Source organism: Variovorax paradoxus B4, assembly GCF_000463015.1.
Taxonomy (GTDB): Bacteria; Pseudomonadota; Gammaproteobacteria; order Burkholderiales; family Burkholderiaceae_C; genus Variovorax; species Variovorax paradoxus_E.
Genome location: NC_022234.1, coordinates 501,033 through 521,504 on the forward strand (window position 1 = coordinate 501,033; position 20,472 = coordinate 521,504).

Genomic DNA, 20,472 nt, shown 5'->3' on the forward strand with positions numbered 1-20,472 from the left:
TCAGCAGCCCGGGCGCGCGCCGAGCTTGCGCATGATGGTCTCCATCAGGCACCACTTGGTCAGCGCGCTCTGCAGCAGGTTGGCGCCGACGAAGGCGGTGAAGGCCAGCCACCAGGTGCTGACGTAGATCGGGCTGCCCGGCACGCCCAGGGCGAGCGAGAGCAGGATGAGGGTGCCGGCGACGAGCCGCACGAGTTGCCAGGAAGTCATGTGGAAGCTCCTTGAGGTGGTGGGACGGTGAAAGAGGCCGGGTCCGGCTCCGCGGACCCCGCCGTGATCGCGCCCAGCCGGTGGCGGTAGGCGACGTAGTAGAGGATCGGGATGACGACCAGCGTCAGCACGGTGGAGACGAAGATGCCGAAGATCAGCGAGATCGCCAGGCCGTTGAAGATCGGGTCGTCGAGGATGAAGAAGGCGCCGAGCATGGCCGACAGGCCCGTCAGCATGATCGGCTGCGCGCGCGTGACGGCCGAGTGCACGATGGCGTCCTTGAACGGCATTCCCTCGCGCACCTGCAGGTTGATGAAGTCCACCAGCAGGATCGAATTGCGCACGATGATCCCGGCCAGCGCGATCATCCCGATCATGCTGGTCGCGGTGTACTGCGCGCCCAGCAGCGCGTGGCCCGGCATCACACCGATGATCGTCAGCGGGATCGGCGCCATGATGATCAGCGGCGTCAGGTAGGAGCCGAACTGCGCCACCACCAGCAGGTAGATCAGCACCAGGCCCACCGCGTAGGCGGCGCCCATGTCGCGGAAGGTCTCGTAGGTGATCTGCCACTCGCCGTCCCACTTGAGCGCGTAGTCGCGCCAGGCGTCCTCGGGCTGGCGGATGAAGTATTCCACGAGCGTGCCGCCGCCCGGCGTCGCGATCCGGGCCAGTTCGCCGCGCATCGCGAACACGCCGTACAGCGGGCTGTCGAGCTTTCCGGCCATGTCGGCGACGACGTAGTTCACCGGCAGCAGGTCCTTGTGATGGAGCGGCTGCTCGCGCACCGTGTCCGTCACCCTGACCAGTTCGCGAATGGGCACCAGGTGGCCCGCGGCGCTGCGCACCGTGAGCTGCAGCAGCGCGTTCAGGTCGCCCTGGCGTTCGGCCGGCAGCTGCAGGGTCGCGGCGGCGGGGTACTTGCTCTGGTCGTGCAGATAGGCCGTGGCCTCGCCGGCCAGGCCCGCCCGCAGCGTGGTCACGATGGCCTGCTGCGGCACGCCCAGCATCGCCGCCTTCTGGCGATCGACCAGCAGCAGGGTCTTGGGCGCGGTGGCGATGCTGCTGTCGTCCACGTCGACCAGCCCTGCGGTCTTCTCGAACACCGCGCGCACCGCCTTGGCGACCTGCTGCCGCCCTTCGGCCTCGGGCCCGTAGATCTCGGCCACGATGGGCGACAGCACCGGCGGGCCCGGCGGCACTTCCACCACCTTGACGTTGGCGCCGAATCGCTGGCCGATCTTCTGCAGGGCGGGGCGCACGCGGGTGGCGATCGCGTGGCTCTGCGCCTTGCGCTGGTGCTTGTCGACGAGATTGACCTGCAGGTCGCCGACCTCGCCGCCGGCGCGCAGGTAGTACTGGCGCACCAGCCCGTTGAAATTGATCGGCGCGGCCGTGCCGGCATAGGCCTGGTAGTCGGTGACCTCGGGCACCGTGGCCAGGTATGCGCCCAGCTCCTGCAGCACCGCGGCGGTCTGTTCGACCGGGGTTCCGGCCGGCATGTCGACGATGACCTGGAATTCCGACTTGTTGTCGAAGGGCAGCATCTTCAGCAGGACCAGGCCGCTCGCCGGCAGCGCGAGCGAGACCGCGATCAGGAGGCCGATGCCCAGGCCCAGGAAGCGGCGGTTGCGCACGCCGCGCCGCTCGTCGAGCAGCGGACGGAACACGCGCTCGAACAGCGGCGCGAGCTTGCCCGCCAGGCCGTGCGCTGCCGTGCGGCCGTCCGGCTCGGCGGCGTGGGCCGGCGCGGCCCTCATCCAGAGCCGCGCCAGCCAGGGCGTGACCACGAAGGCGATCGCCAGCGACAGCAGCATGCCCATGCTCGCGTTGATCGGGATCGGGCTCATGTAGGGCCCCATCAGGCCGGACACGAAGGCCATCGGCAGCAGCGCGGCGATCACCGTCAGCGTGGCCAGGATGGTCGGGCCGCCCACCTCGTCGACCGCGCCGGGAATGATCTGCGCCAGCGTGCGCCCGGGGTGCAGCTGCTGGTGGCGGTGGATGTTCTCGACCACCACGATCGCGTCGTCGACCAGGATGCCGATCGAGAAGATCAGCGCGAACAGCGACACCCGGTTCAGCGTGAAACCCCAGGCCCAGGAGGCGAACAGCGTGACCGTCAGCGTCAGCACCACCGCGGCGCCGACGATCGCCGCCTCGCGCCGGCCCAGCGCCACGAACACCAGCGCCACCACCGAGGCGGTGGCGAACAGCAGCTTCTGGATCAGCTTCTGCGCCTTGTCGTTGGCCGTGGCGCCGTAGTTGCGGGTCTCGGCCACCCGCACGTCGGCGGGAATCACGGTGTTGCGCAGCACGTTGACCCGCCGCATCACCGCGTCGGCGACGTCGATGGCGTTCTCGCCCGGCTTCTTGGTGATCGAGAGCGTGACCGCCGGATATTCGGCCGGGCCGGCACCGTCCCTGCCGGCCTCGCCATGCCAGACGTAGCGGCTGGGCGGCAGCGGCCCGTCGCGCACGGTGGCCACGTCGCGCAGGAACACCGGCTTGCCGCCGCGCACGCCGACCACCAGTTCGCCGACCTCGCTGGCCTGCCGCAGGAACGGACCGGATTCGATGGCCACGGCCTGGTTGCCCGAGATCAGCTCCCCGACCGGCAGCCCGAGGTTGGCGGACTGCAGCGCCGTGCGCAGGTCGGCCACGGTGGCGCCGGCGCCGGCCATGCGCGCAGGGTCGAGCTCGACCAGCACCGCGCGGCCCGCGCCGGCGATGGTGTTCACCTCGCGGGTGCCCGCCACGCGCTTCAGGTCGGCCTCGATGCTGTGGGCCACGCGCTCCAGGTCGAAGGGGCCGACCGCGGTGTTCTTGCTGAAGAGCGTCAGCGTCACGATGGGCACGTCGTCGATGCCCTTGGGCTTGACGATCGGGTCGAGCACACCCAGGCCCCGGGGCAGCCAGTCGGCGTTCGCGTTGACCGTGTCGTACAGGCGCACCAGCGCCTCGGTGCGCGGCACCCCGACCTTGAACTGCACCGTGATCACGGCCATGCCCGGGCGCGACACGGACATCACATGCTCGACCCCCGCGATCTGCGCCAGCACCTGCTCGGCCGGTCCGGCCACCATCTGCTCCACGTCCCGCACGCTGGCGCCCGGGAAGGGGATCAGCACGTTGGCCATGGTGACGTTGATCTGCGGCTCTTCCTCCCGCGGCGTCACCATCACCGCGAAAGCGCCCAGCAGCAGCGCCATCAGCGCCAGCAGCGGCGTGATCCGGGCGCCCTGGAAGAACGCCGCGATGCGCCCCGAGATGCCCAGCGACGAAGACCGGCCTTGCTGCGTCATGGCGTGGTCTGGCGAAAGCGGGCGGCGGCCTGCGGGTCGGTGGCCACCCGCTCGCCGGGCATCAGGCCCGAGAGGATCTCGACCTTGTCGCCGTCGACGCGGCCCGGCCGCACCTGCCGAAGCAGCGGCCGGCCCTGCGGATCGAGCACGTAGAGCCCGGTCAGTTCGGCGCGGCGCACGATCGCCGAGAGCGGGACCGACAGGCTCGGCCTCACGCTGGAACCCTCGCTGGCCGAAGGCAGCCACAGCCGCGCGAACATGCCCGGCACGACGCCGTCCAGGCCCGCCGGGAGGTCGGCGCGCAGCTGCACCGTGTGCGTGGCCGCGTCGACCGTGGGCAGCAGCTGCATGCGGGCCGGCGTGACCCACTGGCGCTGTGCAGCCAGGCCCGGCAGTTCGGCCCGGGGCAGCTGGCCCGCCGCCATCTGCGCTGCCACGGTCTGCGGGATCGCCGCGGTGATCCGCAGCGCGGACGGGTCGTAGACGGTGACCAGGGGCCGGCCCGGCATGGCCATGTCGCCCAGCGACACCGGCACGTCCGCGACCATGCCCGCGTAGGGTGCGCGGATGACGTGCAGCCCGCTCTGCGTGCGCGCCGCGCCGGCCTGGGCGCCCTGCGCGGCGACCTGCGCCCGGGTCGCCTTGAACTCGGATTCGGCGCGTTCGAGCGCCGCCCGGCTGATGTAGTTCTTCTTGAACAGCTGCTGCTGGCGTTCGTATTCCCTGGTGGCGACCTCCAGCGATGCGCGTGCGGCCTGGACCTGCGCGTCGCTGGCGGCGGCAGTCTGGTCGGCGGCCCTGGCATCGATCTGCAGCAGCACCTGGCCGGCCTTGACGGCGTCGCCCGCCTTGGCGTCGAGCCGGACCACCGCCCCGGACACCTGCGCGGCGATCACGGTCTGGCGCACCGCCTCGACGACGCCGTCGAAGCCCGATGCGGCGGCCGCGGCGGGCTGCGCCGTCACTGCGTTCAACGTCTCGGGGGCGGCCCGTGCGGGCGCGGCCAGCGCGAGCGAAGCGACCAGGGCGGCGAGGGTCAGTGGGCGGATTTTGGACATACGGGCAATTCAAAAGGCCGATGCCCAGTCCGACCAACCCGGGACTGGAAACACATCGGCATTCCGTATAGTATTTGCGTACATAGCTAAATAGTCAAGTAGGCAACATGAAGATTTCATGAGGACCAGTATGAGAAGCGGGGGCTCAGGCATGATTGCGCCAGATCAACATCAGGCGTGTCCGAGCATGGAAGGACTTTCCGACGATGCGTTGGTGCAGGTGGCAGCGTATTTCCAGGCGCTGGCCGAGCCGACGCGGCTGCAGATTCTCAATTTCCTGCGCCAGCAGGAGCGCAACGTGGGCGAGCTGGCGCAGTTGTGCGGCTACAGCTCGGCCAACATCTCCCGGCACCTGGCGCTGCTGACGCAGCACGGGCTGGTGTCGAGGCAGGCCCGGGGGAACAGCGCCTACTACCGGATCGCGGATCCGGCGGTCTACGAACTGTGCGACCTGGTGTGCGGCAACATCGCGCGGCAGCTCGAGCGCACGGCGCCCAAGCGCGCTGCATTCGCCGGGCCCGCCGTGCGGCGTGCAAGGCCGCGGCCGTCACCGGTCCGAGCGTCCTCATCCACCAAACGCGGATGAACGGGAGACCTCAGCCGCGTGGAACCTGCTTCAGCGAAGCGGCAGCCAGTTCGACCCTCCGCTTGCCAAGCACCGAAGGTGCGAAGCCCCGTGCGTGAGCGCGAAGATGCCCAGCGATGGATTGCCGACGATGGGCCGGAAGTCCAGTTCGTCGCTGCGATAGGCGCGTGCCGTCAGGTCGTCCACGATCGCGACGCCGGCGCCGGCGCCCCAGGACGCCAGTGCACAGGCCATCTGCCCGGAGCGCACCTCGACCGATGACGCTGCCTCCACCTTGCTGCTGGTGCACCAGTCGGCAATGATGCGGCCCTGCGGCGTGTCCCGGCTGAACGAGATCAGGCACTCTTTCAGCACATCGCCGGCGTGCGCCCGCTGTTGCACGCTCGGATGGAACGATGAAGACATCGCCTGCCGCCGGGACGACGGCAGTTGGCGCATGTCCGGCTGAACGGCGTGTGGCCGGCAGTCCGGCCAACGCGTTCGCCGACAGCAAGCCCGACACCGCGCGGGTCACGCCAGGCGCGGGTCCTCGCTCAGACGGCTGTGCCGCTCCCGCCGCGGCACCGAGATGGCCAGTCGATCGGCCGCGCCGGACTTGATGACATCAAGGCAACATTGGTAACCCTTCTTTCAGATTCGATGTCCCTGAAAGGAACGCCGAGAACACGCGGGCATTCGGCTCCCGGCGTAGCATTTCCAAGCCGATCGAACCAGGAGAAAAGGAGCATCGATGGCAACGCAGCCGGTGGATCCTGACCATGGTCTCGCGATGGGTGCTTCCGCAGCGCTGAGAGAGTTGCTTGCCTCCATGCGGACGCTCCTGGCCAGCCGTGATGATTCGGGATCTTCGGAGGCATCCGGCCGACCGGCTCAGGTCGTGCGCAGGGGCGACGCACTGGCTGCGGCCCTGGTCGCCTATGCCCAATGTCAGACGCTGGCGCCCGAATCCCTCGAGGTGCTGCCATTCCTCAGTTCTTTCGCCAACCTCCTGTGGCATACCCTTGACCGTCGCATCACCGTCACGGTGGATGTCGAGAGAGACTGCCCGGCATTGTTCGTCGATGCCGCCGCTCTCGAGGAAGCGCTGATACAGACCGTGTTGAACGCCCAGGCGGCCATGCCTCAAGGCGGCAAACTGATGCTGCGGGGCGCCCACGATCGGCAGGACAGCCGCCTTCTGTGCCTGGACGTCACCGACAGCGGCACCGGTATGAGTCCGGCCGTTGCCGAAAAAGCTGCGAGTCCATTTTTCACGACCAAGGAAGCCTCTCCCTTCTCTGGCATGGGACTCTCGGCGGTGGCCGGCTTTGCGGCCCAGTCGGGCGGTCGCATGCGCATCTCCAGCGCCGTTGGACGGGGGACATCGATCCGCCTGTTCTTGCCGGCAGCCTTGGACTCTCGCCGCGGATAGCGACCGAGCAGGCTGCACAGCTTGCAGTGGAATGCATGCTGCGCGATGGGGCTGTTCCAGAGTTTTTTGCTGCAGCAGGTGAGGAAGATCACAGCCTGCCGCGCGATTCGCAGCCATGTTGGCACGATGGCTTGCATGAACTACAAGCGCCAACTGCAACACGGCAAGCCGAGGCATGCAACGGGGAATGTGGCGGACTCGCAGGCGCTTGCGGACGCCGCCGCGAACGGTCCCTTGTTCAACTGTTCATGCGGGCTTGCGCATCTGGAGCGCATCCATCGGCATTGGTGGATGAAGCTTCTTCCCTGGTTGCGGTTCTATTGCTGCAGCAGGTGCGGGAAATCGCAGCTGGCTTCGAAGCGGGCGGTGAGCTTCGCGATCACGTCCCTCAGGAGTGGAGGAGAGGCGACTCGGATGCCTGCTCCTTGATCGGAGCGATGGGCGGTTCCGGCCTGGAAGTCAGATTGCCTTCGGTCCGGTCTTGCCCATGCCTTCCGGCGTGGCGAACAACTCGGGGTCAAACATCGGATGGGCCTCGTGGGCTTCGACGTCAGGCGTGTCCTGCGCGGCCGGCAGCAGGCTGCCGAAATCCGTCGAGGCGAAGTTCGGCGGGATGTGGATGCCTTTCTCGTCGCGGCGGACCAGGCCGCGGCTCTCCAGGTCGCGCATGGTCTTGTTGACCACCTCGCGCGACAGCCCCGAATACGATGCGATGACCGCCTGCGTGATGCGCTTGTCGTAGCCACCGGCGCCGGCAGGCGCCAGTTGAGTCAGCTCATGGAGCACGCGGCCCACCAGGTTCTCGGCCGACAGCGACGAGATCCGGCGGAGCTGGCCACGAATCATGGTGATGCGTTTCATCGCGACTTCGAGCAGGCCGATGGTCACCTCGGGATACACCGCACACAGCCTGCGGATCGCGGCGATCGGCATCAGGTAGACCGACGAGGGCAGCGCTGCAACCAGGGTCGACGTGGTCTGATAGCGGTCCTCGCTCAACGAGGGGCCGAGGAAGAAATCGCCTCGGCGGATGAAATCGGTCGTGACGTCCCGATCGACGGCTCGCAGCAGCCCGCTGGCCACGCAGAAGATGCGATCGGTCCATGTGTCCGCAAGAAGCACCGTCTCGTTGCGCCGATAGGAACGAAGTTCGCTGCTGCGGATCAAGGCGGCCCGATCGGCGGGCGGCACGCTGGCAATGAGGGGATGGAGGTACATGGCGAAGGTTATGTCGGCCACCTCATTTGCAGTCCGCCTGAAGCAGCCGGAACAGCGCCTCGATGCGGCTTCGTTCTTCGGCCTCGTGCAGGGCATGGCCCCGCAACCAGAGTCTTCCCGCCTTTTTCTCGACGTGCACGTCGTAGACGCGATCGACGCAGTCGACCACGACATCCGGCGCGAGCCGCTCCTGCGCAGCCCACAGCGCCAGCTCGATCTCTGCGGCGCCCATTCGCCTGGACGCACGCATCGCGATCCAGTCCGCATGCAGCCGCGGCAGTGCCGTCATGCCGCGCACCCTCAGCGGCTCGCTGCCGAGATTCGTCAGCAGTTCTTCGAGCTGTCCGCAGCTGGACTGCTCCGCAGGCGGTGAGCCGGCCGTGCAGACGACGCTGGCCCGCAGCAGGAAGCAGTCGTCGCGCAGGCACGTCAGGTCGGTGTCGGCCGAGGCCAGCAAGCTCGCGCGAATCCGGCGCCTGATCTCGCGGCTGACGTCTGCGGCAACCTCCGGCCCGTCGGCATCGACCAACTGCGCGAAATTGGCGATGAAGAAGAGTGCGCACACCCTGGCGGGCAGCGCGTTGCGGTTTCGTTCCCTCGCCGCCGCAGCGGCGGGACCGCGATGTTTGGCGGGCAGGAAATGCGCCAGGGCCGCGCGCCATCGCGGCCCGAAGAGCCTGTTTTCCATTCGTGGCAGAGCGACCATTCCATCGCCTGCGTGACACCACTTTCTCTGCATTTGGCATGACCCTGAATCGTTGAACCATCTCTCAGACCAGCTCGTGAAGCAGTCTTCAGGGAATGCTACGGAGCAACATGTCGCTTGACATCGGGTTTCGAGTCGTGGATGTGTTCCGAATCACAATCAGACACAATTGGCCGCCGACCTCATGGGGCCGCGCAGTCGGAGATGGGCGGGGTCCTCTTCGGAGCGGGTTGCGGGCGGCTCACCCTTCGTGGCGATACAACCGCCGCGAAGGGAACACAGGCCCATCCACAGCTGCCGTGGGAGGCGTTTTCACATTCATTGTGTGGCGGTGGCGCATGGGCGCCACTCCCACAAAATGGTGAGTGGCCGATGCGCTACGCGGGTTCGGTCGAAGCGACCGTGGCGTACAAGACCGATCGACTTATTCCGACTTCGTCGGGTGTTTTGAATGTGACAAATTCACATTCAAACCCACCCCAAACGGCCGGCATTCGAGGCATCTGCTTGAGCCGGCCATCGGAGAACCGAATGCCGCTCTTTCTTCTGTTGAGGCTGCAACGGGTGCAGCTGCCTGTCCGCGTCACCGATCCGGAGGAAGTCCGGCAGGTTTCGATGCTTCTGGCCACCGGCTTGATCGAGGCCGAGTTCGCCGCCATCAAGTCACGGGCGCGGCAAGCCGTCTGGCAGGTCGCAACGGTGACTCGCATCACGGAAGAGGGCTTCACCGAGATCGGCAAAGCGGGCAATGTGCCCGAATCAGCGCAGAGCTTCATTCGATTCCCCAGGGGGTTGCGATTGCTGTGATCCGTGGACCACGCTGCGTGTGCCCGTTTCAGGCAGGCACCTCGCAGGATGATCCGGAACGCCTGCGCTCGGCGAAGCCCGCTCGAAGCTCAGCGTTCGGCGAACACCTCGATCTCGACGCGGCGGTTCGGCGCCAGGCAGTCGATCAGGTCTGCGCGCCCCGTCTGCGCGCATTGCACCTTCGGCTCGGATTCGCCCCTGCCTTGTACCTGGATCTTCTGCGCCGGCACGCCGGCCTGCACGAGGTAGTCGCGCACGGTGTTGGCGCGCGCCAGCGAGAGCGCGTTGTTGTAGGCCTGGCTGCCGAGCCGGTCGGTATGGCCGGTGACCTTGACGGTATCCGTCGCCTTGATGTCGCCGGCCAGGGCATCGAGCTTGCGGCGCCCCTCCGGCAGCAGGTCGGCCAGCGACCGGCCGTCGAAGCGGAACAGGCCATCGGCACCCAGCGTGGTCCGGCGCGGTGCCACCGGGCTCGCGGCGGCCGGACGTTCGACCGCCGGCACCGCACGAGCCGCCAGCACGTCGCCGCAGCCGGCCGGCAGCCAATGGAAGGTCTGTGCCTTGTAGTCCTTGTCGAAGATCGCCTTGTACTGGCAGGTGGTCACCCCGCCGCCGGCCTTGCGGAAGTGGAAGATGTAGTCCCACTCGCGCGGGCTCGCGATGCCCTCCCTGAAATGCGGCCGGCCGAGCAGGTCGTACAGCTGGTCCTTCGTGACGCCGGGCGCCACGGCGCGCAGGTTGTCCAGGTTCGGGAAGGTGCCTTCCTTGAGCCACGCGTCGTTGTCGATGTTCGGGAAGACCACTTCCGTGGCCTTGCCATCGTCGGTGATACCCCGGCTCACATAGGAGCTGCAGCCCTGCAGCATCAGCAGTGCCGCGGCCCCCGCTGCGATGGCCGAGAAGCGATGGAATTGCGTTGTCATGATGTTGTTCCTCTTTTGATGCTGCCGGCTTACCAATGGAAGCCCGCACCGGCTGCCACGCCGACTTTGCCGCGCGAGTTGGCCGAGCCGCTGAACTTCACGACCCACCGGCCGTTGTCCGAGAGCTTCGACACGCCGATGGCGAGCGCGGCCTGGCCGTCGAAGCCCGCCACGCCCGCGGACACCATGCTCTTGCCCGGGATGTAGGCCTGCGGCATGTTGGCCATCGCCATCGCACCGGCAGCGCCCGCGCTGGCATCCTTGGCGATGCTGCGGATCTCGCTGCCCAGGGAATTGACGCGCGCATCGGTGTAGGCGTTGGCCCCCGCGATGCCGCTGTTGAGCTGGTTCACGTTGACCGCGTCGGTGCCCGCGACGCCGGGCGCCACGTTGTGCACCGTGACCGGACCGGTCGCGTTGCTGCCGCCCATCGACACGCTGTTTAGTTGATGGAGCCATCTGGGTTGGTGTCGTACTTGACCGTCGACTGGTCGATCACCGCCACCTGGCCCTGCACGCCGCGCAGCTGAGAGACGTTGACCGCATCGCTGTCGGCCGAGCCCGCCGCCACGCCGGTGATCTGGCGGAACTGTCCGTTGGCCGCGTCGCCCACCGACACCGCCGCCAGCGTGCTGGTGGTGGCGCCGATGGCGATGCGCTGCGCCTCGGTGGCCGTGGGCGGCACGTAGCCGGCCACGCCCGCGGCGGTGGAGGCCACCGAGCCCGCGCCCAGCGCCACGCCGCCGGCCTGCGTCACGCTGCTGCCCGCACCCAGCGCCACGCCCTGCACGGCTGCAGCCGACGACTGCGTGCCCAGCGCGATGGAGTCGGCCATGTGCGAGATCGCGCCCTGGCCGATCGCCACGCCGCCCGGCGCGCTCTGCTGCACCACGGCGCCGTTGCCGATGCCGATGCCGTTGTTGCCGTTGACCACCGTCTGCGGGCCCACCGCCACCGACTCCGCGCCGATGGCCAGCGAATCCGCCGCGCTCGAGTTGGCATGGAAGTACAGCGTCGGCGTGACCGCGAAGGACATCAGCGCGCCCGAGAGCTGGCGCACCGTGACCGCGTCCTGCGCCTGCGTGCCGTCGGCCACGTTGGTGATCTGGCGGTAGCTGGTGGCGCTGCCCAGGGACAGGGCGCCCAGCAGGGCGCGGTCGGTGGTGTTGTAGCTGATCAACGAGCTGCCCGCCGGAATGGTGCCGGTGGAGGGCGCCACGAAGCGGTCGGACACGGCGCCCGAGCCGATGGCCACCGCGCCGGCAACCGTTGCGCTGGCATCCTTGCCCGACGCGATGGCGTCGGCCCCCGTGGCGCCAAGGTTGTCCTCGTTGCCCCCGCCCGTGGAGTTGACGCTGTAGTACCTGATCTTGTTGGCCGTGACCGTGGTGCTGAGGTTCTCGATCGACTGGTTGGTGGCAAACAGCTGCGAGCCGTTGATGGCATCGGTCGAACTGCCCGAGATCCTGCCCGCCGCCACGTTGGTGATGGTGCGCTCCGCGCCCACCGAACCGACGCTGACCGTGCTCGCCGGCGTGGTGCCGGCGAAGCTGTAGGTCGTGCCGTTGATCACCGTGCTGGCCGTGCCCACTGCGGCCACCGTGGTGGAGCCGGCGCCCAGCGCCACGTCGTTCGCGTTGGTGGCAACCGCATTCGGGCCGATGGCCACGGAATCGGTGCCCAGCGCCTGCGAGTCGGGCAGGGTCGAGTTGGCGTGGAAGTACTTGATGCCCCCGCCATTGTTGATGTCGCCGATCGTGTTGTTGATGTTGGTGATCTCGGTCGTGTCCGCCGTCACCTGCTGGTTGGTGGCAAAGAGCTGCGAACCGTTGATGGCATCGGTCGAGTTGGCGTCGAGCCGGCCCGCCGCCACGTTGGTGATGGTGCGCTCTGCGCCCACCGCACCGACGCTGACCGTGCTCACCGGCGTGGTGCCGGCAAAGTTGTGGGTCGTGCCACCGATCACGGCGTTGGCTGTGCCCACTGCCGTGGTGGTGGTGGAGCCGGCACCCAATGCCACGTCGTTGGCGTTGTTGGCGACCGCGTTCGGGCCGATGGCCACGGAGTCCGTGCCCAGTGCCTGCGAGTCGGGCAGCGTCGAGTTGGCGTGGAAGTACTTGATGCCCCCGCCATTGTTGATGTCGCCGATCGTGTTGTTGAGATTGGTGATCTCGGTCGTGTTCGCCGTGGTTTGCTGGTTGGTTGCGAAGAGCTGCGAACCGTTGATGGCATCGGTCGAGGTGTTGGAAAGTCGGCCCGCCGCCACGTTGGTGATGGTGCGCTCCGCGCCCACCGCACCGACGCTCACCGTGCTCACCGGCGTGGTGCCGGCAAAGTTGTAGGTCGTGCCGCCGATCACGGCATTGGCCGTGCCTACCGCCGCGGTCGTGGTGGAACCGGACCCCAGTGCAATGTCCCCGGGGTTGTTGGCGACCGCGTTCGGGCCGATGGCCACGGAATCGGTGCCCAGCGCCTGCGAGTCGGGCAGCGTCGAGTTGGCGTGGAAGTACTTGATGCCCCCGCCATTGTTGATGTCGCCGATCGTGTTGTTGATGTTGTCGATCTCGGTGGTGTTCGCCGTCACCTGCTGGTTGGTGGCGTGCAGCTGGCTGCCATTGACCGCATCGGTCGAGTTGGCATTGAGCCTGCCCGCCGCCACGTTGGTGATGGTGCGCTCGGCGCCCACCCCACCCACGCTCACCGTGCTCAATGGCGTTGTGCCGGCAAAGTTGTAGGTGGTGCCGCCGATCACGGCGTTGGCCGTGCCGACTGCCGTGATCGTCGTGGAGCCAGCGCCCAGCGCGATGTCGCCGGCATTGTTGGCGACCGCGTTCGGGCCGATGGCGACGGAGTCCGTCCCTATCGCTTGCGAGTCAGGCAGCGTCGAGTTCGCGTGGAAATACTTGATGCCCGCGCCGTTGTTGATGTCGCCGATGGTGTCGCCGAGGTTGGTGATCTGTGTGGTGTTCGCCGTCACCTGCTGGTTCGTCGCATACAGCTGCGAACCGTTGATGGCGTCGGTGGAAGTGTCCGAAAGCCGGCCCGCCGCCACGTTGGTGATGGTGCGCTCGGCGCCCACCGCGCCAACGCCGACCGTCGAGGTCGGCGTCGTGCCCGCGAAGTTGTAGGTGGTACCGTCGATCACGGCGTTGGGTGTGCCGACCGCCGTGGTCGTCGTGGAGCCGGAGCCCAGCGCGATGTCACCAGCATTGTTAGCGACCGCGTCAGGTCCGATGGCCACGGAATCCGTGCCCAGCGCCTGCGAGTCGGGCAGGGTCGAGTTGGCGTGGAAGTACTTGATGCCCCCGCCATTGTTGATGTTGGTGATCTCGGTCGTGTTCGCCGTTACCTGCTGGTTGGTGGCGTGCAGCTGGCTGCCATTGACCGCATCGGTCGAGGTGTCGGAAAGCCGGCCCGCTGCCACGTTGGTGATGGTGCGCTCCGCGCCGACCGCACCCACGCTCACCGTGCTCACCGGCGTGGTGCCCGCGAAGTTGTAGGTCGTGCCGCCGATCACGGCATTGGCCGTGCCTACCGCCGCGGTCGTGGTGGAACCGGACCCCAGCGCAATGTCGCCGGCGTTGTTGGCGACCGCGTTCGGGCCGATGGCGACGGAGTCCGTCCCTATCGCTTGCGAGTCGGGCAGCGTCGAGTTGGCATGGAAATACTTGATGCCCGCGCCGTTGTTGATGTCGTTGAGCGTGTCACCGATGGTGGTGATGTTGGCCGTGTTGGTCGCGATGTTGGTCGTGTTCGTCGTCACCTGCTGGTTGGTGGCGAACAGCTGCGAACCGTTGATGGCATCGGTCGAGGTGTCGGAAATCCGGCCGGCTGCCACGTTGGTGATGGTGCGCTCCGCACCCGCCGCGCCGACGCTCACCGTGCTCGTTGGCGTGGTGCCGGCGAAGTTGTAGGTTGTGCCGCCGATCACGGCGCTCGCGGTGCCGACCGTCGTGGTCGTCGTGGAGCCGGCGCCCAATGCAATGTCGCCGGCGTTGTTGGCGACCGCGTTCGGGCCGATGGCGACGGAGTCCGTGCCCAGCGCCTGTGAGTCGGGCAGCGTCGAGTTGGCGTGGAAGTACTTGATGCCCCCGCCGTTGTTGATGTCGCCGATCGTGTTGTTGATGTTGGTGATGCTGGCCGTGTTGGTCGCGATGTTGGTCGTGTTCGCCGTCACTTGCTGGTTGGTGGCGTACAGCTGCGAGCCGTTGATCGCGTCGGTCGACGTGTCGGAAAGCCGGCCCGCCGCCACGTTGGTGATGGTGCGCTCCGCACCCACGGCCCCCACGCTGACTGTCGAAGCCGGCGTCGTGCCGGCAAAGTTGTAGGTGACGCCGCCGATCACGGCATTGGGCGTGCCGACCGCCGTGGTCGTCGTGGAGCCGGAACCCAGGGCCACGTCGTTCGCGTTGTTGGCCACCGCCGTGTCGCCGAACGCCACCGCGCCCGCGGCGAGCGCGCTGCTGGTGCTGCCGATCGCGACGCTGCCCTGGCCGATCACGGTGTTCTGGTAGCCGATGCCGACCGCGCCCTGCGCCGCGGTGCCGGGGGTGCTCACCGCTTGGCCGCCGCCGCCGACCATATTGGTGTTACCCATCGCCACCGAACCATTGCCGGTGGCGGTGTTGTCCAGGCCCGAGGCAATCGCGCCGTTGCCGGTCGCAGTGTTGGGATCGCCGATGGCCACGGCGCCGTCACCGCTGGCGACGTTGCCCGAGCCGATCGAAACCGCGCGACCGCCGGTGGCGATGGAACCGTGACCGATGGCGACGGCGTCATCCGCGTCGGCGACGGACTCGCCGCCGATGGCGATCGCATTCGCACCCGATGCAAGGGCGCCGGCGGTGGCATTGCCGCCCAGCGCCACCGCGCCGATGCCGGTGGCGCGCACGGCCGTCGCGGCAGTGGTTCCGCCCGAACCGAGCGCGGTCGCGTAGTCGGCAGCCGCATTGGTCCGGGTACCAATCGCCACCGCGTCCACGCCGGTTGCCCGGCTTGTGCGTCCCATTGCGACAGCGCGTTCCTGGGATGCCGTCACATCCGTGCCAATGGCGATAACTTCCGCCGCGGTGGCGCCCGTTCCCGCCACCGTGCGTGCGCCAAGATTGATGGAGTTGATCTCCGAAGCGATCGCCTGGAAGCCGATGGCGATGGCATTGCGGCCGGCTGCGCTGGTGTTGGTGCCTTGCGCGATGGCATCCAGTGCGGAAGCGTTTGCCTTGGAACCGATGGCTGTCGCCCTGTTCGCGCTCGCATTCGCGTTCAGGCCGATCGACGTCGTTGCATTGCCCGCGACGCCGATGCCTGCGTTGGTGCCGATGGCGACATTGTCGTCGCCGCTGACCAGGTTGCCTGCCGAAGCCGCCAAGGTGGCATCGTAGGCGACCGTGCCATCGCCTGAGCCGAAGGCGACGTTGCGCGTTCCCGTGACGCCCGAACCCGCGCCCCGCATCACGCTCGCAATGCCTCCCCCCATGGCGGTGTTCAGCGCGCCGCTGACCAGCGTCCCGGCGGCAATGCCCACAGCGGCCGAACCCGTATTGGCGATGGTCGAGCCCGCGCCGGCACCCTGGCCGACCGCAACCGTGCTGGCCCCGACAGCGACCGCTTGCGCTCCGAGTGCAAGCGAACTGTTCCCAAGCGCCCGGGCGCTGTTGCCGAGGGCGACGGCTGCGTCGTCGCTTGCCGTTGCTCCGGCGCCAATGGCGACGCTGCGCAGCGCGGTCGCGGCCGCGTTGGTGCCAGCGGCGAAGGCATTGGTGTCCGTGGCATTTGCGCCGACCCCGATCGCTGTCGCGTTGACACCACTCGTGGTCGAGCGGGCGCCGATCGCAACCGCACCGGTCGAACCTGACGTGGTGGCTTCCAAACCAATGGCAACACTGTTCGCAGACTGGGCGTTCGCATCCTCACCCAGGGCGACTGCTGCCTGTCCGGTGGCGGTTGCCCTGATGCCGATCGCTGTGGCATAGAGCGCGCTGGATTTGGCCTGGGTGCCGATGGCGATGGCGCTGTCAGCACTGGAGGTCACATCCTGGCCAATCGCGATGGTGCTGTTGGCCAGCGCGCCTGTGCCGGCAATGCTGCGCGCGCCCAGGTAGATGGAGTTGATGCCTGCTGTATAGGCCTGGAAACCCACAGAGATGGCATTCAGTTGGGCACTCAAGGAGTTGTACCCGACTGCAAGCCCGCCGCCGGTGGTGGCGGTCGCCAGAGCCCCCAGCGCGGTGGCTCCGGTCCCCGTGGCCGAGGAGTTGAGGCCCATGCAGGACGCCGTGCCGTTGTAGGCATTCCAAGGCGCCACATTGCAATTCACCGCCTGCGCCTGCGCCGAGATCGACAGCAATCCCAGCACGCCGGCCGCCGCGGCGATGGCCACGCGACTTGAACCACGCTTGCCGCGTGTTCGGGTGGTTTCGGACGCGGCCACCCAGGCGCCCAATGCCTCATTCCAGATGCTGCGGTACGACTTATTCATGCATTTCTCCTCGATTGTTCAAGACGCCAAAAGCCTTGCTCCACGGCAAGCGGGATTCATGGGGCATATGCCCTTAAACCTTTAGAAGTAATTGCAAAACTATTTGGTCAATTGCAATTAAACGGAAACATTTTTTTGGCGGATCTTAAGAGATTGCGGCGGAATGCAACTGGCGTGTGGCGGATTAGCGTCATTGCGGCATTATGGAAATTAAAGATTTTTATTGATTTGGCCTTATTAATAGTAATGTAAATTCATTATCAATTGAAATTACTTAGCATATATCTCCAGCGGATCTTGTTGGAAATTTCTATTGATTATTTATTGCAATAGTAATACTAAGTTTTTAAGTGCTGAATTAGTTGCCACGGATTTCCGTAGTAATCGATTGAAAATTTATATCAGTTGCTTGATGGCGTTATCGCACCGAATTGGAGCGCCCCAAATTGGATGGCACCGAATTGACGCACGACGAATTGATTTGCACCGAATTGGCGCGTCGACGGGTGTCGGCCGATGCCGTTGCTGTGCGCAGGGGTGGCCGAGGCCGGGGAGGAGGGGCGTTGCCGGAAGACGGTGAACCATCTGGCTCGCGAGGCGCCTCGGTGCGAGCTGCTGCGGATGGCTACGACCCGCGCTCAGGAGGCGGTGCGACGATCCGTCGGGCGGGAAGGGGAGATTGCTGCTGCGAACGCCTGCCGCCATGGGGCATTCGCCAGGCAGATGCGCCGCGGGAACCGCGGCGCATCGAAGGGAGCGGCTTGGCGGGAGTGGCCTAACGCAGCACGTAGCCGCTCAGGCGCCACGTGCCGCTGGGGTCGAGGCGAAAACTCGTCATCTCGCGCACCACCCGGTTGCCGGCGTTGGCAAAACGGGTTTCGTATTCGACGTTGATGTACTGGCCGGCAACGTCGGGATCTTCGTTCGCAACCAGTTGGCGATTGACCGAGATCCACGTGCGCTGCTGCGCCGCACCGAGCGGTGACCGCGACGCCTCGACCTGGCGAACGAACTCGGGACGTGCGACCCGCTTTTTGGTGGCGGGACCCGAGCCGTCCCAGAGTTCGCCGATCTTGCCCTGGTCCACCAGCTGGATGGCCTGCAGGCCGCCGCGAACCATGTTCGTCGGGTCGGCGTCCTGGGCCGCGGCCAGGCCTATCCAACCCGCCAGGAGTGCGGCGCCGAGAAGCAGTTTGCTTTTTGAGGTCATCTTCGGTTCGAGGAGTGTTTTGAATTTCAACATGTAAGTAGGTCTGATGTTACATGTAGAACTTTAATAGTGCCGTCCGTTTATAGCACTCAATATTCTTCTCCACGAGAGTTGGCGGTGAAGCGCGATCCAATAGGCCAGCTGAGCCTTTGATTTTTGCGGACTTTTGACTGCATATAGCGGCCGGTGCGGTCACCCAAATGCAAAGGCCGTGCCACAAGGCGACAGCTGCACCGGCTTTCATTGATCGATGTGCGGATGCGGTGTAATTGCGCCAAAGCTGAAAGAGAAGATGGAAAAGCCAGAAAGCGACGATGTTCATGCGTTCGATGCCGCCCTGCGCCTGCACCAGGACGGGCAATTGGAAAAGGCGGAAGCCGCCTACGAAGCGCTCCTGGCGCGCAGGCCCGAGCACTACTCGAGCCTCGCAATGCTCGGCATCCTGAATCTTCAACGGAATCGCCCCGAGATCGCGCTGCGCTACGCCGATTTTTCCATTGCCAGGGAAGCGCGAGTGCCCAATGCGCACGCGACGCGTGGCGATGCGCTGCATCGCCTGGAAAAGTACGAAGAAGCCGCGGATGCTTTTCAGGCAGCACTTGCCCTGAACCCGAACGCCTACGACGTGCTGACGAACTACGGCATCACGCTCGTGCGGCTGGGCCGGCATGATGAAGCGCTCGCTTGCTACAACCTGGCGCTGGAGAAGCAGCCTTCGTCGCCTGACACGCTCTACAACCGAGGCGTAGAACTGCTCAGGCGATCGCACCATGCAGAGGCGCTCGATGACTTCGATGCAGTCCTTCTTCATTCGGCGAACGACGTGGATGCGCAGATCAGGCGCATCTATACCCTGTGCGGCTTGCATCGCCACCAGGATGCATGGACTGCGAGCGAGAACGCGGTGGCGCGCGGAATGGTTTCCCCGGGCATCCACCAGGCGCGCGGCTATGTATTGATGGGGATGGGCGAGCCGGCAGGGGCGGCCGAGGCATTTCGGCAAGCCATCGGCATGCGTGCGCCGTCCGAAGCGGGTGATGGCGGTGGCCTCGATCATCTCCATGCGGGGCGAGCGTTGGTGTGCACGGGCCGATATGAAGAAGCGTTCCTGCACTTCCGGCAGGCCGCGACATCCGTTCCGATGCCGGCCTATGCGGCAGGCGACCATTTGCTGGCGATGCTCCAGACGGTCCAATGGGACGATTTCGAGCATGAACGCGCCAAGGTCCTCGCCGCCGTTGCGAGCGGCAAGCCGTCCGCGACTCCGTTCGTCATGGCTGTTTGCAGTGACGATCCCCAGAGGGTCAGGCAGGCTGGCGAGACCTTCGCCAAGGACATGTGCGCGAACGTGGTGTGCCTGCCCATGGCACAGCCCGAGCGCCGCGAGCGAATCCGGATCGGCTACTTCTCGGCGGATTTCCATGCGCACGCGACGGCCGTGCTCATGGCCGAGCTCATCGAGCAGCACGACCGGACGCAGTTCGAGGTTTTCTTGTTCTCGTTCGGCGTGCGGCATCGCGACGACGTGGCGGCTCGCCTCGCCAAGGCAGCCGACCACTTTCTCGATGTTGTCGACATTTCGGATGCGGCGATCTGCGCTCTTGCCCGCGAACTGGGCATCGACATAGCGATCGACCTGAAAGGCTATACGCAGAACTGCCGCCTGGGAATCTTTGCGGGACGTGCGGCGCCGGTGCAGGTCAACTACCTGGGCTATCCGGGCAGCATGGGGGCGACGTTCATCGACTACATCATCGGGGACGCGATCGTCACGCCCATCGACCATGCGCCGTTCTACACGGAGAAGATCGTCACGCTGCCCGGCTGCTACCAGCCCAACAGCCCCGGCATGCGACCCATCGCCACGACGATGGGCGACAGGGCCTCCGAGCGGCGTGCGGCCGGATTGCCGGCCGAGGCCTTCGTGTTCTGCTGCTTCAACAACACCTACAAGATCACGCCATCCGTCTTCGAACTGTGGATGCGAATCCTGCGTTCGGTCAGCGGCAGCGTGCTGTGGCTCTACGAGCCGGACGGCCACATCGCACCGAGGCTGCGAGCGCATGCAGCGAAGCAGGGCGTTGCGGCGGAACGCCTGGTTTTCGCATCGAGGCAGCCATTGCCTCTTCATCTGGCCCGGCACGCCTTGGCCGATCTGTTCCTGGATACCTTTCCGTGCAATGCACACACCACGGGAAGCGATGCCCTGTGGGCGGGCTTGCCCATGCTCACATGCCTTGGCGACACCTTCTCCAGCCGTGTCGCCGCGAGCCTTCTCTGCGCTGTCGGCTTGCCGGGCATGGTGGCCAATTCGCTGCAGCAATACGAAGCGATGGCGTGCAGTCTGGCAGCCAATCCCGGCGTTCTGGAACGCCAGAGAGAACAACTCCTGAAGGCAAGAACCGAGGCACCGCTTTTCGATGTCGATCGCTATCGGCGCGGGATCGAGGACGCGTACCGCCGCATGTGGGACAGCCATCGGCGAGGCGATGCGCCGGCGCCCATCGCCTGGACGAGGCACTGAGCATGCGAAGCTCCGAGCCCGCGTATTCGGCCTAAA

General features: G+C 66.4%; 14 protein-coding genes. 4 read left to right on the forward strand and 10 right to left on the reverse strand.

Annotated elements, in window-relative coordinates; translation table 11 throughout:
• The 3 genes from VAPA_RS29540 to VAPA_RS29550 are packed head-to-tail and all read right to left on the reverse strand — an operon-like array spanning nucleotide 1 to nucleotide 4,573.
• Nucleotides 1–210, reverse strand: a complete 210-nt coding sequence (locus tag VAPA_RS29540; protein ID WP_021003886.1) for a YgaP family membrane protein — start codon at nucleotides 208–210, stop codon at nucleotides 1–3.
• Nucleotides 207–3,515: an efflux RND transporter permease subunit gene (locus tag VAPA_RS29545; protein ID WP_021003887.1), complete on the reverse strand. Its 3,309-nt coding sequence runs from the start codon at nucleotides 3,513–3,515 to the stop codon at nucleotides 207–209. Before VAPA_RS29545 ends, VAPA_RS29540 begins: the two co-directional genes overlap by 4 nt.
• On the reverse strand, nucleotides 3,512–4,573 hold the full coding sequence (locus VAPA_RS29550) for an efflux RND transporter periplasmic adaptor subunit (RefSeq protein ID WP_021003888.1): 1,062 nt from the start codon (nucleotides 4,571–4,573) through the stop codon (nucleotides 3,512–3,514). Before VAPA_RS29550 ends, VAPA_RS29545 begins: the two co-directional genes overlap by 4 nt.
• A gap of 187 nt (nucleotides 4,574–4,760) precedes the next feature.
• On the opposite strand from VAPA_RS29550, the gene VAPA_RS29555 reads away from it, so the two are divergent.
• Entirely contained in the window at nucleotides 4,761–5,159 is a 399-nt protein-coding gene (locus VAPA_RS29555) for an ArsR/SmtB family transcription factor (protein ID WP_051255425.1), read from the forward strand.
• Between the two features lie 30 nt (nucleotides 5,160–5,189).
• Here the strand turns inward: VAPA_RS29555 and VAPA_RS29560 are convergent, their stop codons facing one another.
• On the reverse strand, nucleotides 5,190–5,597 hold the full coding sequence (locus VAPA_RS29560; protein ID WP_021003890.1) for a LysR substrate-binding domain-containing protein: 408 nt from the start codon (nucleotides 5,595–5,597) through the stop codon (nucleotides 5,190–5,192).
• Between the two features lie 292 nt (nucleotides 5,598–5,889).
• Between VAPA_RS29560 and VAPA_RS29565 the strand changes: the two genes are divergently transcribed.
• Nucleotides 5,890–6,570 (forward strand): ATP-binding protein, encoded by a 681-nt coding sequence (locus VAPA_RS29565; protein ID WP_021003891.1) that lies wholly within the window; start codon nucleotides 5,890–5,892, stop codon nucleotides 6,568–6,570.
• 459 nt (nucleotides 6,571–7,029) lie between these two features.
• Here the strand turns inward: VAPA_RS29565 and VAPA_RS29575 are convergent, their stop codons facing one another.
• Both VAPA_RS29575 and VAPA_RS29580 read right to left on the reverse strand, forming a co-directional pair.
• On the reverse strand, nucleotides 7,030–7,788 hold the full coding sequence (locus VAPA_RS29575) for a Crp/Fnr family transcriptional regulator (protein WP_021003893.1): 759 nt from the start codon (nucleotides 7,786–7,788) through the stop codon (nucleotides 7,030–7,032).
• Between the two features lie 22 nt (nucleotides 7,789–7,810).
• Complete coding sequence (locus tag VAPA_RS29580; protein WP_021003894.1) at nucleotides 7,811–8,494, reverse strand: hypothetical protein; 684 nt, start codon at nucleotides 8,492–8,494, stop codon at nucleotides 7,811–7,813.
• 531 nt (nucleotides 8,495–9,025) lie between these two features.
• On the opposite strand from VAPA_RS29580, the gene VAPA_RS29585 reads away from it, so the two are divergent.
• Nucleotides 9,026–9,301 carry a hypothetical protein gene (locus tag VAPA_RS29585; protein ID WP_021003895.1) on the forward strand — a complete coding sequence of 92 codons (276 nt, stop codon included), beginning with the start codon at nucleotides 9,026–9,028 and terminating at the stop codon, nucleotides 9,299–9,301.
• 89 nt (nucleotides 9,302–9,390) lie between these two features.
• Here the strand turns inward: VAPA_RS29585 and VAPA_RS29590 are convergent, their stop codons facing one another.
• The 4 genes from VAPA_RS29590 to VAPA_RS29600 all read right to left on the reverse strand — a co-directional run bounded on the left by VAPA_RS29590 (nucleotide 9,391) and on the right by VAPA_RS29600 (nucleotide 17,945).
• Nucleotides 9,391–10,224 (reverse strand): OmpA family protein, encoded by an 834-nt coding sequence (locus tag VAPA_RS29590; RefSeq protein ID WP_021003896.1) that lies wholly within the window; start codon nucleotides 10,222–10,224, stop codon nucleotides 9,391–9,393.
• 29 nt (nucleotides 10,225–10,253) lie between these two features.
• Nucleotides 10,254–10,655, reverse strand: a complete 402-nt coding sequence (locus VAPA_RS35290) for a YadA family autotransporter adhesin (protein WP_021003897.1) — start codon at nucleotides 10,653–10,655, stop codon at nucleotides 10,254–10,256.
• An 11-nt stretch (nucleotides 10,656–10,666) separates the two neighbouring features.
• On the reverse strand, nucleotides 10,667–16,702 hold the full coding sequence (locus VAPA_RS29595; protein ID WP_021003898.1) for an ESPR-type extended signal peptide-containing protein: 6,036 nt from the start codon (nucleotides 16,700–16,702) through the stop codon (nucleotides 10,667–10,669).
• A 775-nt stretch (nucleotides 16,703–17,477) separates the two neighbouring features.
• Nucleotides 17,478–17,945: a DUF4019 domain-containing protein gene (locus VAPA_RS29600; RefSeq protein ID WP_230559098.1), complete on the reverse strand. Its 468-nt coding sequence runs from the start codon at nucleotides 17,943–17,945 to the stop codon at nucleotides 17,478–17,480.
• A gap of 259 nt (nucleotides 17,946–18,204) precedes the next feature.
• Here VAPA_RS29600 and VAPA_RS29605 point away from each other — a divergent pair, with 259 nt between their 5' ends.
• A complete protein-coding gene (locus VAPA_RS29605) occupies nucleotides 18,205–20,436 on the forward strand; it encodes an O-linked N-acetylglucosamine transferase, SPINDLY family protein (RefSeq protein WP_021003901.1) in 2,232 nt (743 codons plus the stop codon).
• Nucleotides 20,437–20,472 lie beyond the last annotated feature (36 nt).

What these genes read in the sequence shown, in the direction of transcription:
- VAPA_RS29540 (WP_021003886.1), bottom strand. Translation starts at nt 210, where the DNA reads ATGACTTCCTGGCAACTCGTGCGGCTCGTCGCCGGCACCCTCATCCTG.
- VAPA_RS29545 (WP_021003887.1), bottom strand. Translation starts at nt 3,515, where the DNA reads ATGACGCAGCAAGGCCGGTCTTCGTCGCTGGGCATCTCGGGGCGCATC.
- VAPA_RS29550 (WP_021003888.1), bottom strand. Translation starts at nt 4,573, where the DNA reads ATGTCCAAAATCCGCCCACTGACCCTCGCCGCCCTGGTCGCTTCGCTC.
- VAPA_RS29555 (WP_051255425.1), top strand. Translation starts at nt 4,761, where the DNA reads ATGGAAGGACTTTCCGACGATGCGTTGGTGCAGGTGGCAGCGTATTTC.
- VAPA_RS29560 (WP_021003890.1), bottom strand. Translation starts at nt 5,597, where the DNA reads ATGCGCCAACTGCCGTCGTCCCGGCGGCAGGCGATGTCTTCATCGTTC.
- VAPA_RS29565 (WP_021003891.1), top strand. Translation starts at nt 5,890, where the DNA reads ATGGCAACGCAGCCGGTGGATCCTGACCATGGTCTCGCGATGGGTGCT.
- VAPA_RS29575 (WP_021003893.1), bottom strand. Translation starts at nt 7,788, where the DNA reads ATGTACCTCCATCCCCTCATTGCCAGCGTGCCGCCCGCCGATCGGGCC.
- VAPA_RS29580 (WP_021003894.1), bottom strand. Translation starts at nt 8,494, where the DNA reads ATGGTCGCTCTGCCACGAATGGAAAACAGGCTCTTCGGGCCGCGATGG.
- VAPA_RS29585 (WP_021003895.1), top strand. Translation starts at nt 9,026, where the DNA reads ATGCCGCTCTTTCTTCTGTTGAGGCTGCAACGGGTGCAGCTGCCTGTC.
- VAPA_RS29590 (WP_021003896.1), bottom strand. Translation starts at nt 10,224, where the DNA reads ATGACAACGCAATTCCATCGCTTCTCGGCCATCGCAGCGGGGGCCGCG.
- VAPA_RS35290 (WP_021003897.1), bottom strand. Translation starts at nt 10,655, where the DNA reads ATGGGCGGCAGCAACGCGACCGGTCCGGTCACGGTGCACAACGTGGCG.
- VAPA_RS29595 (WP_021003898.1), bottom strand. Translation starts at nt 16,702, where the DNA reads ATGAATAAGTCGTACCGCAGCATCTGGAATGAGGCATTGGGCGCCTGG.
- VAPA_RS29600 (WP_230559098.1), bottom strand. Translation starts at nt 17,945, where the DNA reads ATGTTGAAATTCAAAACACTCCTCGAACCGAAGATGACCTCAAAAAGC.
- VAPA_RS29605 (WP_021003901.1), top strand. Translation starts at nt 18,205, where the DNA reads ATGGAAAAGCCAGAAAGCGACGATGTTCATGCGTTCGATGCCGCCCTG.